The organism is Amycolatopsis sp. NPDC048633, assembly GCF_040650695.1.
GTDB lineage: Bacteria > Actinomycetota > Actinomycetes > Mycobacteriales > Pseudonocardiaceae > Amycolatopsis.
In genome coordinates, this window is the sequence record NZ_JBEZHS010000007.1 from 62,616 (window position 1) to 76,426 (window position 13,811).

Annotated in this window: 13 protein-coding genes; 6 read left to right on the forward strand and 7 right to left on the reverse strand. The window is 72.8% G+C overall.

Annotated features, from left to right (window positions below; genetic code table 11):
• Positions 1 to 83: 83 nt before the first annotated feature.
• The 3 genes from AB0C38_RS15920 to AB0C38_RS15930 all read right to left on the reverse strand — a co-directional run bounded on the left by AB0C38_RS15920 (position 84) and on the right by AB0C38_RS15930 (position 4,516).
• Positions 84 to 2,765, reverse strand: coding sequence for a tetratricopeptide repeat protein (locus tag AB0C38_RS15920; RefSeq protein ID WP_360672876.1), 2,682 nt, complete (start codon positions 2,763 to 2,765; stop codon positions 84 to 86).
• Between the two features lie 108 nt (positions 2,766 to 2,873).
• The gene (locus AB0C38_RS15925; RefSeq protein ID WP_360672879.1) at positions 2,874 to 3,506 is read right to left on the reverse strand and encodes a TetR/AcrR family transcriptional regulator; all 633 of its coding nucleotides are present in this window, start codon (positions 3,504 to 3,506) and stop codon (positions 2,874 to 2,876) included.
• Positions 3,507 to 3,595: 89 nt separating this feature from the next.
• Complete coding sequence (locus AB0C38_RS15930) at positions 3,596 to 4,516, reverse strand: YafY family protein (protein WP_360672882.1); 921 nt, start codon at positions 4,514 to 4,516, stop codon at positions 3,596 to 3,598.
• A 61-nt stretch (positions 4,517 to 4,577) separates the two neighbouring features.
• On the opposite strand from AB0C38_RS15930, the gene AB0C38_RS15935 reads away from it, so the two are divergent.
• Positions 4,578 to 5,129 (forward strand): DinB family protein, encoded by a 552-nt coding sequence (locus tag AB0C38_RS15935; RefSeq protein ID WP_360672885.1) that lies wholly within the window; start codon positions 4,578 to 4,580, stop codon positions 5,127 to 5,129.
• Positions 5,126 to 6,214, forward strand: coding sequence for a winged helix DNA-binding domain-containing protein (locus AB0C38_RS15940; protein WP_360672888.1), 1,089 nt, complete (start codon positions 5,126 to 5,128; stop codon positions 6,212 to 6,214). Before AB0C38_RS15935 ends, AB0C38_RS15940 begins: the two co-directional genes overlap by 4 nt.
• Here the strand turns inward: AB0C38_RS15940 and AB0C38_RS15945 are convergent.
• Positions 6,211 to 7,167 carry a YafY family protein gene (locus AB0C38_RS15945; RefSeq protein WP_360672891.1) on the reverse strand — a complete coding sequence of 319 codons (957 nt, stop codon included), beginning with the start codon at positions 7,165 to 7,167 and terminating at the stop codon, positions 6,211 to 6,213. The genes AB0C38_RS15940 and AB0C38_RS15945 overlap by 4 nt on opposite strands.
• A 100-nt stretch (positions 7,168 to 7,267) precedes the next feature.
• Between AB0C38_RS15945 and AB0C38_RS15950 the strand changes: the two genes are divergently transcribed.
• A complete protein-coding gene (locus tag AB0C38_RS15950; RefSeq protein WP_360672894.1) occupies positions 7,268 to 7,726 on the forward strand; it encodes a nucleoside deaminase in 459 nt (152 codons plus the stop codon).
• A 25-nt stretch (positions 7,727 to 7,751) separates the two neighbouring features.
• On the forward strand, positions 7,752 to 8,717 hold the full coding sequence (locus AB0C38_RS15955; protein ID WP_360672897.1) for a 2-oxoglutarate and iron-dependent oxygenase domain-containing protein: 966 nt from the start codon (positions 7,752 to 7,754) through the stop codon (positions 8,715 to 8,717).
• Here the strand turns inward: AB0C38_RS15955 and AB0C38_RS15960 are convergent.
• Together AB0C38_RS15960 and AB0C38_RS15965 are read right to left on the reverse strand one after the other, a co-directional pair.
• Complete coding sequence (locus AB0C38_RS15960; RefSeq protein ID WP_360672900.1) at positions 8,711 to 9,184, reverse strand: hypothetical protein; 474 nt, start codon at positions 9,182 to 9,184, stop codon at positions 8,711 to 8,713. The genes AB0C38_RS15955 and AB0C38_RS15960 overlap by 7 nt on opposite strands.
• Before the next feature lie 135 nt (positions 9,185 to 9,319).
• Positions 9,320 to 10,579 carry a GGDEF domain-containing protein gene (locus AB0C38_RS15965; protein ID WP_360672904.1) on the reverse strand — a complete coding sequence of 420 codons (1,260 nt, stop codon included), beginning with the start codon at positions 10,577 to 10,579 and terminating at the stop codon, positions 9,320 to 9,322.
• A 240-nt stretch (positions 10,580 to 10,819) separates the two neighbouring features.
• On the opposite strand from AB0C38_RS15965, the gene AB0C38_RS15970 reads away from it, so the two are divergent.
• Entirely contained in the window at positions 10,820 to 11,770 is a 951-nt protein-coding gene (locus AB0C38_RS15970; protein ID WP_360672906.1) for a chitinase, read from the forward strand.
• Between the two features lie 186 nt (positions 11,771 to 11,956).
• Complete coding sequence (locus AB0C38_RS15975) at positions 11,957 to 13,330, forward strand: cytosine permease (protein WP_360672908.1); 1,374 nt, start codon at positions 11,957 to 11,959, stop codon at positions 13,328 to 13,330.
• Here the strand turns inward: AB0C38_RS15975 and AB0C38_RS15980 are convergent.
• Entirely contained in the window at positions 13,294 to 13,773 is a 480-nt protein-coding gene (locus tag AB0C38_RS15980) for a hypothetical protein (RefSeq protein ID WP_360672910.1), read from the reverse strand. The genes AB0C38_RS15975 and AB0C38_RS15980 overlap by 37 nt on opposite strands.
• Positions 13,774 to 13,811 lie beyond the last annotated feature (38 nt).

Consider the following 13,811-nt stretch of genomic DNA (forward strand, 5'->3'; position numbering starts at 1 on the left):
CGACCGGCACACTCCACCACGGCCACCGCCGCCGGCCGCCGGATCCTGGACAAACCTGGACGTGCGCGAACGCCCGGCTCCCGTCACCGGCGTCCGGACGGCAACGACGTCAGAACCGCGTCGGCGCGCTCGACGCCGAGGCGGCAGGCCGCTTGCCCGTGGATGGCGCGAGCCTGCTCGGCATGGGCCCGTGCGGCCTGGAACTCGCCGCGTCCGTGCTCGACGGCGGCCATCGCCAGCAGGCTGTCGGCCCGGATCAAGCTGTGCCCGGTCTGCTCGCTGACGGCCAGGGCCTCGCCGGCCGCGGCATAGGCCTCATCGAACGCCTTCTGTCGCAGGTGCACCGTGGACAAGGCGACCAGAGCGTCGCCGCGACCACGAGGGTGGTTCGCCGCGATCGCAAGGTTCAGCGCGGAATCGAGCTCGACCCTGGCTTCGTCGACCCGGCCGAGCTCCACCATGACCGTGCCGAGGACGTGGCGCGCGCTCGCCTGCGTCCGGAGCATGGCGAGCCGGGTCGCCTTGCCCAGGGCATCGCGGGCAGTCGTCAGCGCGTCGTCGTGTTCCCCGAGATCACGCAACGCTCCCGCGAGGTTGGCGAGCACGCTGGCCTCGTCCGCGTGCTCCCCGGTCGACCGGCACAACTCGAGACCGGTCCGGTAGTGCTCGACGGCGCGCTCCAGGTCACCGAGCGCCTGACCGGCCCGGCCCGCGTGGCTTTCGGCGAGCTGCAGTCCGGCGGCGTACCCCTGCCGAGTCGCCGTCTCGATCGCCCTGACCTGGAGCTCGTAGGCATTCGCCAGGTCCCCCAGTTCCCACCGGACATCGCCGAGCACGACCAGGTTCGCAACGGAGGCGACCCCGCCCCGGGCCGACTCCAGGTCCAGAGCCCGCCGGTAGTACTCGGCGGCGTCGTGGAGCCGGCCGATCGAGATCGACGTACGTCCCAGGTCGCTGAGGACAAGCCTCCGGAGGTCCGGCGCGTCGAGCTCGTCGGCCAGCCGCACGGCCTCGTCGAGGTGGCGAAGCGCTTCGGCGTGGTCCGATCTGCTCCAGTGCGCACTGCCAAGCACCCGCAGGCACAACACCTGCCCGGCCGCGTCCCCGGCGACGCGGGCCGCGGCGAGCGCGGCCTCGCTGACCGGCAGCCACTCCGCGGAACGGTGCCGTTCGAACTCGAAGTGCAGAGCGACGCACAGCTGGGTCGCCAGCGCGTCGAGGCCCGCCGCGGCGGCCTGCCGGGTCAGCGTGGCCAGGGTGGTGAATTCGACGTCGAACCAGGTCATCGCCGCGGCGGCGTCGGTGAACGACGCACCGCCGGAACGGACGCACGCGTACTTCTCCCGGTACGGCCGTGGGTGCCTCAGCTGCGCCGCCTCGGTCGCGAGCCCCGCGTAGTGCGAGATCAGGCGCAGCAGCGCCGAGTCACGCACGTCGTCGGCGTCGTCTTCCCGGCAACGGAGCCTGGCCCACGAATGCAGCAGGGCGTGCTGGCTGTACCTCGCCGGCGTCCGCTCGACGAGGAGGTGCATGTCGAGCAGGGTGCCGATGACCGGGACCAGCGATTCCGGCTCCAGCTCGGTCGCGGCCGCCAGCGCCGGTAACGCGATCCCATCGACCGGAAACAGCCCGAGGAGCCGGAACACCCGTTGCGCCGGGGGTTCCAGCGCCCGGTAGGACAGGGCGATCGCGGTCCGCACCGCCGTCTCCCGATCGACCGCCGCATCCAGCACCGCGAGCGGATCGGCCGAACGGAGCTCCTCGACGATCGCGGAGAGGGGCATACCCGCACGGACGCGAGCGTGGGCCGCGGCGATCCGCAGCGCGAGCGGCAGACGTCCGCAAACCCGGGCCAGTTCCGCGGCCGATGCCGGGTCGGCGTCGACCCGGCCCGGGCCGGCGGTGTGCCGGATCAAGGCGATGGCGTCGTCCGTCCCGAGCGGTCCCAGCTGGTGTGGGACCGCTCCCTCCCGGGCGACCAGGCCGACCAGCCGGGTGCGGCTGGTGATCACCACGGCGCAGCTCGGTGTTCCGGGCAACAGGGGACGCACCTGCTCGGCACTGCTCGCGTCGTCGAGCACCACCACCATCCGCCGGCCGGCGACCGCGGACCGGAAGCACGCTGCGAGCCGGTCAGCGTCCCTCGGTATCGCACGCTCGGCCATCCCCAGAGCGCGCAGAAACCCGAACAGCACGTCGGCGGGATCGGCCGGGCGAGCGTCGGCGAACCCCCGCAGGTTCGCGAACAGCTGGCCATCGGGAAAGCTCGCCGCGGCCCGGTGCGCCCACCGGATCGCGAGAGCCGTCTTGCCCACCCCAGGCATCCCGGTGACGAGGGCGATCCCGGTGTCCGGAGAGCCGGTCAGCAGCTGGTCCAGTCCGGCGAGATCCTGCTCGCGCCCCGCGAAGCCGCCGACATCGAGCGGCAGCTGCCGGGGCGCCCCCGCGACGAGCTCCTTCTTCTCCGCGTGAAGGTGGGCGGCCACGCGGAACCAGGCTTCGTTCCAGCTCGCCCACGCGCCGCGCGGGACACGCAAGGCGATCACGATCCGGTCGAACACGTCGGACGGCGGGTGGATCTTCCCGGACACGTACGCGTGCACGGTCGAGCGCGGCACGTCCACCGAACGGGCGAGCTCGGTCAAGCTGACCCGCGCCTTGCCCGTGCCGCGGGCCGCCAGCCGACGCAGCAGATCGACCTCGCGCACGAAACCCGCGACGTCCCTGATCCGGGCCGGATCCGGCCCTCCGGCATCGCCGTCCACTCGCTTCACCCCCCACAGTTGCCGGGACTACCCAATCGGACTTGCAAGGGACGGTCGACCGATGAGCGACGCTGGGACCGCCGGCAGGGTGTCCGCGAAAGCGACCGCTCAGTTTGTGACCGGGGTCTCAGGCTGAGCCGCGCCGAGCATCCGCAGCACCAGCCCGCCGTACTCCTTGCCGAGCGCGGTCGGCGTCTGACGGGCGCGCTCGGTGTACCAGCGGGCCACGTCGACGCCCAGGGAGAGCACCGCGCGGGCCGAGATGTGGGCGTCGGAGACGGTGAAGACGCCGGCCTCGGCGCCGGCGGTGATGACGTCGCGCACGATCCGCTCGATGCGGCGCCGCAGCTCGGCGACCACTTCGAACTCCTTCTCCGGCAGGGCCTGCAGCTCGTACTGGACCACCCGGGCGACGGTGTGGCGCCGCGCGTGCCAGGCGACGAAGTCCTCGACGATGAGACGGATCCGCTCGACGGGGTCGGACTCCTTCGCGACGACGTTCTCGACGAGGGCGAGGGTCTGCTCGTGGCCGTACCGGCTGATGGCGAAGAGCAGCGCGGCCTTGGAGGGGAAGTGCACGTAGAGCGCGGCGGGGCTCATCCCGGCGGCGCCGGCGATGTCCCGCGTGGTGGTGGCGTGGTAGCCGCGCTTGGCGAAGGCTTCGACGCCGGCCAGCATCAACCGGCGAGCGGTCTCGGGCTGCACATCCGGCCACAGTTCGGCCGACAGCGACATCGTCATCCGGTGATCCTCCCAGACCGCACCGCCCGGGATGGCCGGCTCCGATCGCCCCCATTGTAAGCAAGCGCTAACCTGCGGTTTTGGAAGGATCACCCGGCCGCCGCGGCGTAACGGCGGGCCAGCCGCGCAAACGCTTCCCTCAGCTCCGCCGGCCCGACGACCTCGATATCCGCGTCGAACCGGCCGATCGACGCGGCCAAGCCGGCCCACGACCACGCCCCCAGCACGAGCCGGCAGCGGTCCGGCCCCAGCTCCTCCACCACGCCGTCGCCCGCGTACGTCGACACCACACTCGCCGGCAGGGCGAGGATCACCTCGCCGCGGCACTCGTCCTTGCCCGAGAAGCGGTCCGCCACGAACGCCGCCACGTCTCCCCCGGGCACCTCCCGCGGAACGAAACGAGGGCCGGTCGGGACCCGCGGCGTCATCCGGTCGACGCGGAACGTGCGCCAGTCCGCGCGGTCGAGGTCCCACGCCACCAGGTACCAGCGGCCGCCTCGCGTCACCAGGTGGTGCGGCTCCGCGCGGCGCGGCACGTCCGAAGACGCGTAGCCGAACCGCAGCACCTCACGCGCGTGGACCGCCGCGCTCAGCGTCGCCAGCGCGGACGGATCCACCGGCGGCCCCGCCGGAGAGACCGCCGTGACGTGCACCGCGTCGACGCGGTGGCGCAGCCGGGCCGGCATCACCTGCCGGACCGTGGTCAGGGCCCGCGCCGCCGCTTCCTCGATCCCGCCGCCCGTCACCGTCCGCAGCGCCACCGCGAGGGCGACCGCCTGCTCGTCGTCGAACAGCAGCGGCGGCAGGTCCGCGCCGGCGGCGAGCCGGTAGCCGCCGTCGGGGCCCTTGGCCGTCGCGATCGGGTAGCCGAGCTCCCGCAGGCGGTCGACGTCGCGGCGGACCGTGCGCGCGCTCACCTCCAGGCGCTCGGCCAGCAGCGCCCCCGGCCAGTCGCGGCGCGCCTGCAGGAGCGAAAGCAGGGCGAGCAGACGCGCTGACGTTTTCGGCATCACCCGATCTTGCCTGAAGTAGCGGACACGTCCTGTCCGCTACCCCTGGCAAAGTGGTCCCATGAGCAACGAAACCGAACGCGACGACCTCATCGCCGAGCTGGCGGCCGCCCGGGCCGCCCTCGTCGCCGCCACGAACGGCCTCACCGACGAGCAGGCCGGCGCGCGGCCGACCGTCAGCGCGCTCTGCCTCGGCGGGCTCGTCAAGCACGTCGCGTCCATGGAAGAGAACTGGCAGCGCTTCGCCGTCGACGGTCCGTCAGCCATGCGCTACGACCTGCCCGACGGCGTGACCTGGGCGGACATGGCCGCCGGGACCGCCCGGGAGTACCCGCAGTGGGCGATCGACCACCAGAACGAGTTCGCCATGCAGCCGGGCGAGACGCTGGCGGGCGTGCTCGCGCGCTACGAAGACGTCGCGAAGCGCAGCGAGGAAATCGTCGCCAAGGTCGACCTCTCCGCGACGCACCCGCTGCCGGACGCGCCGTGGAACCGGCCGGGGACGGTGTGGAGCGCACGGCGGGCCATGCTGCACGTCATCACCGAGACCGCCCAGCACGCCGGCCACGCCGACCTCCTCCGCGAGACGCTCGACGGCCAGAAGTCGTCGTGACGCTGCTGGATGCCCGGTCGCTCAACCGCGCGGCGCTCGCCCGGCAGCTGCTGCTCGACCGCGCCGACCTGCCGGTGCACGACGCCGTCGCGCACCTCGGCGGCCTGCAGGCGCAGGAGCCGCAGGAGCCGTTCACCGGGCTGTGGTCCCGGCTGCGCGCGTTCGACCCGGCGACGCTGTCGGACCTGCTCGCCGGGCGGCGCGTGGTGCGGACGCACCTGATGCGCCGGACCGTCCACCTGCTCACCGCCGAGGACGTCCTGGCGTGGCGGGCCCGCTTCGACGCCATGCTGCGCCAGCGCGTCCTCGGCACCTACCGCCGCGAGCTCGAAGGGGTGGACCTCGGCGACCTCGCGGCGGCGGGCCGGGCGGTCCTGGCCGACGGTGAGCCCCGCTCGATGAGCGAGCTGGCCCGGGCGGTCGCGGACCGGTGGCCTTCGTGCGGCCCGCGGCCGCTCGGCGAGATGCTCATCGCCGCGCTGATCCCGGTGGTGCAGCTGCCGCCGCGTGGGCTGTGGCGGGCCAAGGGCGGGGTGCGGAACCTGCCGGTCGCGGCGTGGCTGGGCCGGGACATCGACCCGCTCGACCCGGCCGACGGCGTCGGGCAAGCGCTGGTGAAGCGCTACCTGGCCGCATTCGGTCCGGCGGCGACGGCGGACCTGCGCATGTGGTCCGGTCTGGCCGGGTTGCCGGCGGCGGTGAAAGCCGTGCGCGACGAACTGGTGGTCTTCCGCGACGAGCGCGGCCGCGAGCTGCTCGACCTGCCGGACGCGCCGCGCCCCGACCCGGGCACGCCGGCGCCGGTGCGGTTCCTGCCGGCGTTCGACAACGCGATCCTCGGCTACGACGACCGGACCCGCATCATCGACGACGCCCACCGGGGGTTGTCGGTCGCGGGCGAACGGGTGGTGCTGGTGGACGGCCGGGTTTCGGCGACCTGGACGGTCGACGCCGACGCCGTGGTGGTGCAGCCGGTGCGGCGGTTGACCAGGCCCGAACGCTCGGCGGTGACCGCGGAAGGCGGCGCACTCGCGTCGTTTCTCACCGACGGCGAGAGCGATCGCATCCGCGTCGAACCGACCTAACCGACGGCCCGCGCGAAGCGCTCGGCCACCTCCCGCAGCCGCTCCACCAAGCCCGGCGGCGCCTCCTCCACCACGAAGTCGTACCCCCACTGGGCCAGGTAGTACGGCACCGTGTCCAGGGTGTTCGCCCCGGTGCGGACCCGGCAGCTGTGCTCGTCGATCGGCTCCACGGCGCCGCTCGCGGGCGGCACCCGGCTCGACAGCTCCGACGCCGGCGCTGCCACCCGCAGCACCAGCTGGAGCGGGTACGGCGCCGACGAGATCTGCTGGGACACGTACGCCGCCAGGTCCTCCGCCGGGGGTTCGCGCGGGGTGAAGCGGAAGCTCGGCGCCGGGACGCCCGTGACGCGGTCGACGCGGAACGTGCGCCAGCCGTCGCGGTCCAGGTCGAACGCCACCAGGTACCAGCGGCGCCCGGTGTGGACCAGCCGCAGCGGCTCGACCGAGCGTTCCGTCTCCGTGCCCGCGCGGTCGCCGTAGCCGAAGCGCAGCCGCTCGTGGTCGCGGCACGCCGCCGCGATCACCGTCAGCACCGACGCGTCCACCGTCGGGCCGCCGCCCGGGAGCGACATCGTCGCCGCCTGCAGCGCGCCCACCCGGGGCCGCAACCGGGCCGGGAGCACCTGCTCCAGCTTCGCCAGCGCGCGCACCGACGTCTCCTCGATGCCGCTGACCGTGCCGCTCGCCGCCGTGCGCAGGCCGACCGCGACCGCGACGGCCTCGTCGTCGTCCAGCAGCAACGGCGGGAGCGCGGCGCCCGCGCCGAGCCGGTAGCCGCCGGCGACGCCGGGGGTCGCGTGCACCGGGTAGCCGAGGGAGCGCAGCCGCTCGACGTCGCGGCGGATCGTGCGGACGTCGACCTCGAGCCGCGACGCGAGGTCGGCACCGGGCCAGTCGCGCCGGGCCTGCAGCAGGGAGAGCAGCCTGAGCAGGCGTTCCGAGGTGCCGTACATGGCACGCAGTGTGCCATGCATCGAGGACAGTTTCGGTCCTCGATCCACCTGAGGTGGTCAAACACTTGCCACGGACCGCGCCGGGTGGAAAGAGTGACGCATGCCGATCGACCCTGGCGCCCTGCTCGCCGTCGCCCGTGAAGAAGCCGAGCTGGGCAAGGCCGAGGGTGGCGTGCCCATCGGGGCCGCGCTGTTCGACACCGCGGGCACGCTGCTGGGCCGCGGGCACAACCGGCGCGTGCAGGACGACGACCCCTCGATGCACGCCGAGACCTCGGCGTTCCGCAACGCCGGGCGCCGTCCGCACTACCGCGACACGATCATGGTCACCACGCTTTCGCCCTGCTGGTACTGCTCCGGGCTCGTCCGTCAGTTCGGGATCGGGCGCGTCGTCATCGGCGAGGCCGAGACGTTCCACGGCGGGCACGACTGGCTCGCCGGGCTCGGCGTGGAGATCACCCTGCTCGACGATCCCGCGTGCACCGCGCTGATGACGGAGTTCATCGCGGCGCGCCCGGACCTGTGGTTCGAGGACATCGGGGTCGAGAAGTCCGAATAGGACAGTGCGTTGCTGAGGAGCCGGTATGTCGTCATCCGTTCCGCTCGTGGACCTTTCGCCGTGGTTCGCGGGCACGTCCGAGGGCCGCGCCGAGGTGGCCGGGCAGATCGACCGCGCCCTGCGCGAGTCCGGGTTCCTGCTGGTCACCGGGCACGGCGTCCCGGACGACCTGCGCCGGCGGACGCGTGAGCTGGCGCGGGAGTTCTTCGCGCTGCCCGAGGACGTCAAGCAGCGCTACGCCGTGACCGTCGGCGGCCGCGGCTGGCTGCCGCCGGGCGTCGAGGCCAACGGCTACGCCGAGGGCACCGAAACGCCGCCGGACCTCAAGGAGTCGTACTCCGCGGGCGCGGACTTCGGTGTCGGCGTCGCCGAGGTCGACGGGTTCTGGTTCCAGCCCAACGTCTGGCCGGACGAGGTCCCGGCGCTCGCCGAGACGGCCACGGAGTACATGCGCCGGATGCGGGCCCTGTCGGACCACCTGCTGGAGATCTTCGCCGCGGCGCTCGGCCTGGCCGAGAGCCACTTCACGCGCCACACCGCGCACCCGACGTACACGTTCAACATCAACTGGTACCCGCCGATGACCCACGTCGGCGCGCCGGAGCCGGAGCAGTTCCGGATCGGGCCGCACACCGACTTCGGCACGGTGACCGTGCTCGACCGCCAGGCCGGGGTCGGCGGGCTGCAGGTCTTCACGCCCGGCGGCGAGTGGGTGGACGCGCCGTTCCACCCGGACGCGCTCACGGTGAACATCGGCGACCTGATGGCCCGCTGGACCGGCGACCGGTGGCGGTCGACGCGGCACCGCGTCCTGCCACCGGCCGCCTCGGCACCCGACGAGGACCTCGTGTCGCTGATCTTCTTCTACGAGACCGACCACAACGCGCGGATCACCTCGCTGGCGCCGCCGCTGGGCAAGCGGACGTACCCGGAGGTGATCGCGGCGGACTACCTGCGCGAGAAGCTGGACGCCATCACGGTCACTCAGTAACAGATCTGCTGGGCGATCGCGGCCGGGACCTTTTCACACAATTCTCCGGTACCCCCGCCCACCGGAACCCAGGTCCCGTTCCGCTGGGTGAACAAAACGCTGCCGCCGTCGATGTCATTGGAGAAGTGCGCGAAAGCCCAGGGTGCCACGCATTTGATGCGCTGCAGCCCCTTGCCGTCGATGACCAGCGCACCGGACGCTTTCTCGTCCGCCTTGAGCGCGGCTTCCAACGTGGCCTTGGTGGCGGAGGCGCAAGCGTTCACCTTGGCCGGCGCCGGCTTCGCCACCTGCGCGGACGTCGTGGCCTGCACGGGAGCGGCGGCGGCCGTCGTCGCCGCCGGTGTCGTCGTCGGCGCCGGGGTCGCTCCGCCATTCGACGGAGAATCCTGCTGACCAGTGCACGCCGACAGAATCGCCGCCGCCGCCACAATTGCCGCGGCGCCCACGACACGACGAAGTGAAGACATTTGTTCCCCCTGAATTCCCCGGCGGCCCCTCGCCGCCTTCCCTGCTCCCAAAGACGCCCCGGGATATTGCCGGTTGTACGGCCGACCTAACGGAAAGATAACGCCGATGGTGCGGGGACATCGGGCCCGGACGCGCTAGCCCGGCTCCGCGCAGATCGTCCGGTTCCGGCCCGCCGCCTTCGCCCGCAGCACCGCCGCTTCCGCGGCCAGCAGCGCGTCCGGAAGCAGCCCGTCCGCGCAGACCGCGACCCCGATCGACACCGTCACGCCGACGAACTGCGGCCCGTCTCCCGAGGCCTTCAGCGCCACCAGCGTCGACGCGACCTTCAGCCGGATCCGCTCGGCGATCGCCACGGCGTCGAAGCGGCCCGTGCCGGGCAGCAGCACCGCGAACTCCTCGCCGCCGGAGCGGCCCACGAGATCCGCGGCGCGGACCTCGTCGCGCAGGGTGTCGGCGACCGCGCGCAGGACGGCGTCGCCGATGCGGGCGCCGTAGCGGTCGTTGAGCTGGCGGAAGTGGTCGAGGTCGAGCAGCAGCACGGCCTGGCCGGGGCCGTGGCGGCCGAGCCGGTCCAGCTCGGCTTCGGCGGCGCCGCGCCACGACGCCGCGGTCAGCACGCCGGTACCGGGATCGAGGGTGACGTGGTCGCGGCGGCCGCGGCCCAGCCCGCCGCGGTGCAGCACGACGGTGGCGCCGGCCAGCAGCGGGACCAGCAGCGGTGCGGCTCCGGCGGCCCAGGCGAGCGGCAGGGCGGACGCGGTCATCGCGGCGTCGAAAGCATGTCCCGGGAGCGCGTCGCGGGGGCGGCGGGGACCGTCGGCGGCGGTCACGAGCGAGGCGTTCACCGCCAGGAACACCACGCCGGCGACGGTCAGCAGGAGGACGGTGCGGGCGTCGAGGACCCCGCCGAGCGGCCGGACGCCCGTCGCGGTGAGGAACGCGCCGGCGACGAGGCCGGCCAGCGCCGTCGCGGCGGCGCCGAACACCTGCCGGTACACGGGTCTTCTGCGGACCCGGAACCACTGGTGCAGCGCGGAGAGCACGACCAGCGCGACGGCGAGGCCCGGCCGCAGCACCAGCACGCCGGCGAAGATCCACGGGGTGTCGACGCCGGGGCCGAGGAGGGTTTCCTCGCGGTGGCGCTCCACCGTGCGGGCGAGCTCGGCCGACACCAGCATCCCGCCCACGAGCAGCGCGAACGGCGCCACCATGGTGGCGAGCGGCGGGAACCGGAGGGCGGCGAGCACGGCCGCGGCGACGGCGAGGGCGTCGATCACGACGATGTAGAGGACCTGGCCCCGGCGCGGCAGCCGCCACAGTGCCCAGCGCTGCAGCACGAGGGCGGGCAGGAACCGGCGGCGTCCCCCGCCGGCGGCGACCGAATCCCCCACCATTTCGGCAAAGTAGCCGGAATGCGGGGCGCTGTCACTCCGCCTTCAGGGGAATCTCACGTCGCCGACGCTCGGGAGCCGGTCGCGCACGGTAAGTCATATTTCCGACCCTCGAAGGGTTGACATCGAACATTGGTCTAGTCCACTGTGTGGTGGCACACAGTGCTCCTCCCGGGATGATCCCGCCGCCTCAAACCGGAGGTGCTCCAACCTGCACGTTTGGAGGACCCCATCATGAAATCCATGCGCCGTCTGGTGACCCTCGCGGTCGCCGCCGGAGCCGCGATGGCGACGGCCGTCGGCCTCGCCCCGCAGGCCATGGCCGCGGTCGACCCGGTGCTCGCCTCGCCGTACCTGTACCAGTGGGGCGGGCAGACCAGCCCCACCGCGGCGATGTCCGCGACCGGCGTGAAAGCGTTTACCCTCGCGTTCGTCCTGTCCGACGGCACCTGCAACCCGAAGTGGGACGGCAGCCGCTCGCTGACCGGCTCGGACAAGACGATGATCCAGAACATCCGCAACGCGGGCGGGGACGTGATCCCCTCCTTCGGCGGCTGGTCCGGCACGAAGCTGGGCTCGAAGTGCACGTCGGCGTCGGCGCTGGCGGGCGCGTACCAGAAGGTGATCGACGCCTACGGCCTCAAGGCGATCGACCTCGACATCGAGAACACCGACGAGTTCCAGAACAACACGGTGCAGGACCGCATCCTCAACGCGGTCAAGCTGACCAAGCAGGCGAACCCGAACCTGAAGGTCGTCATCACCATCGGCACCACGACGACCGGCCCCGACTCGTGGGGCAAGCGCCTGATCAACCAGGCCAAGGCGATCGGCGCGCCGGTCGACGTCTGGTCGGTCATGCCGTTCGACTTCTCCAGCGGCGGCGACATGGCCGCGCTGACGAAGTCCGCGGTCGACGGGCTGAAGAACCAGCTCAAGACCACGTTCGGCTGGAACGACGACACCGCCTACCGGCACAGCGGCCTCTCCTCGATGAACGGCAAGACCGACAACGCGGGCGAGACGGTCACGGTCGCGAACTTCAACTCCATCCGCGGCTACGCGGCGAGCCACCACCTCGCCCGCTTGACGTTCTGGGCCACCAACCGCGACTGCAGCGGCGGCGGCGAATGCAGCGGCATCACGCAGGACAAGTACGCGTTCACGAAGATCGTCGCCGGGTACGCCGGCTGACACTGAGCCCGTAGTGGGGCTGTCGAAGGCCCTCTCACCGGCATCGGGGCCGGTGAGGGGGTCTTCGCGGGTTCCGATGAGCGGGAACCGTCCGGGGATCCGGGTTCCGGTCAGCGAAACAGTTTCCGGTCACCGGGAACCGGATTCCGTCACACCGCCGCAATCTTCGTCGCCTACCGTCTTCGCATGGCGAGCACCGAGCACCCCGGCTACGGCGAAAAGGTCGTCGCCGTCGAACCCGGCGGGGTCGAACCCGTCGCCGACGCCGACCGCCACGGGAAGCCCCGGCAGCTGGCCTGGACGTGGGCCTCCCCCAACCTCGAGTTCGCCACGGTCTTCGTCGGCGTTCTGGCCGTCACCGCCTTCGGGCTCTCCTTCACCCAGGCCGCGCTCGCCGCGGTCGTCGGCAACGGGCTCGGCTCTCTCGCGCACGGCGTGCTGAGCGCCCGCGGGCCGCGCTACGGCGTGCCGCAGATGGTGCTCGGGCGGGCCGCGTTCGGCTACCGCGGGAACCTGGTGCCGGCCGCGCTCATGTCGGTCATGGCCGGCGTCGGCTGGTTCGCCGTCAACAGCGTCAGCGGGGCCTTCGCGCTCGCCAGCCTCACCGGCCTGCCCACCGTCGCCTGCCTCGTGCTCGTCGTCGCGCTGCAGATCGTCATCGCGTTCTTCGGGCACAACCTCGTCCAGGCGTACGAGAAGTACGTCTTCGCCGTCCTCGCGGTCGTGTTCGCCGTCGCGAGCGTCGTCATCTTCGGGAAGTCCGGCGCCACCACCAACTCCGGGAGCGTGGGCGGGTTCCTCCTCGCCGTCGGCACCGCGTTCGGCTACACCGCGGGCTGGAACCCGTACGCCGCCGACTACACGCGCTACCTGCCGAAGACCGCGTCACCACGCGCGGTCGGCCTCTACGCCGGCGGTGGCCTGTTCCTCTCCACCACGGTCCTGATGCTCGTCGGCGCCGCCTCGACGACCATCGCCGGTCCGGGCGGCGACAACCCCGCGACGGCGTTCACCGGGCACCTGCCCGGTTTCGTCGCCGCCGCGACGCTGCTGGCGATCACCCTCGGCGCCGTCGCCGCGAACGTCCTCAACGTCTACTCCGGCGCGCTCGCCTTCCTGGCCCTCGGGATCCGGCTGCCGCTGGCCTGGCGCCGCGCCGTCGTCGCGCTCGCGTTCGGCGCGGTCGGCTTCGTGCTGGCCTGGCTCGGGCTGGCCGACGCCGGGCACGCGTACGAGAACTTCCTGCTGGTCATCGCGTACTGGATCGGCCCGTGGCTCGGCGTGTTGCTGGCCGACCACCACCTGCGCCGCGGCACGGAGTTCGGCGAGCTGCTCGCGGACCGGCGCCACCGCAACGTCGCCGGGTTCACGGCGTTCCTCGTCGGGCTGGTGGTCTCTGTCGGGCTGTTCGCGAACCAGGCGCTCTACACCGCGCCGATCCCGAAAGCCGTCCCCGGCACCGGCGACCTGACCTTCGCCGCCGGGTTCGTGCTCGCCGCCGGGACCTACCTGCTGCTGCGGCGTCAGCGCACCGGCGTGCCGTCGCGACGGCAGCCGTAGGGGTAGCACCGGTAGTCCGGGGTGAACGTCGGGAGCGTGACCGTCGTCGTCGGTGACGGCGGGAGCTCGACCGTCACGGTCGGCGTGGGGGTCGGTGTCTGGCGCGCGTGCATGACCACCGGCGACGGGGTCGTCGTCTGCGTCGGCACCGCGATCACGGTCGACGCCGGGACGCCCGTGGCCGGCTGCAGCTGCGGGAACTGCGTGGACCCCGGAACGGGTTCGGTCCGGGTCGCCAGGACGAGCACGAGCCCGCCGAGCACCACGAGCACCGCCGACGCCAGCGCGATCCGGCCCGCCGCGCCGCGTGGCTCGGCGTCGGGATCACGCCGGGCGGCCGCCTCGGCCGAGCGCGAACCGGGTTTGCGGGGCCGCGCCCCGGCCTCCCGCAGCAGTTCGTCGACCGTGACCCGGTCCCGCCGCCTGCGCGCCCTGCGCGTCATGCACGCCCTCCACCCCATCGCTGATCCGGGTGGATCGT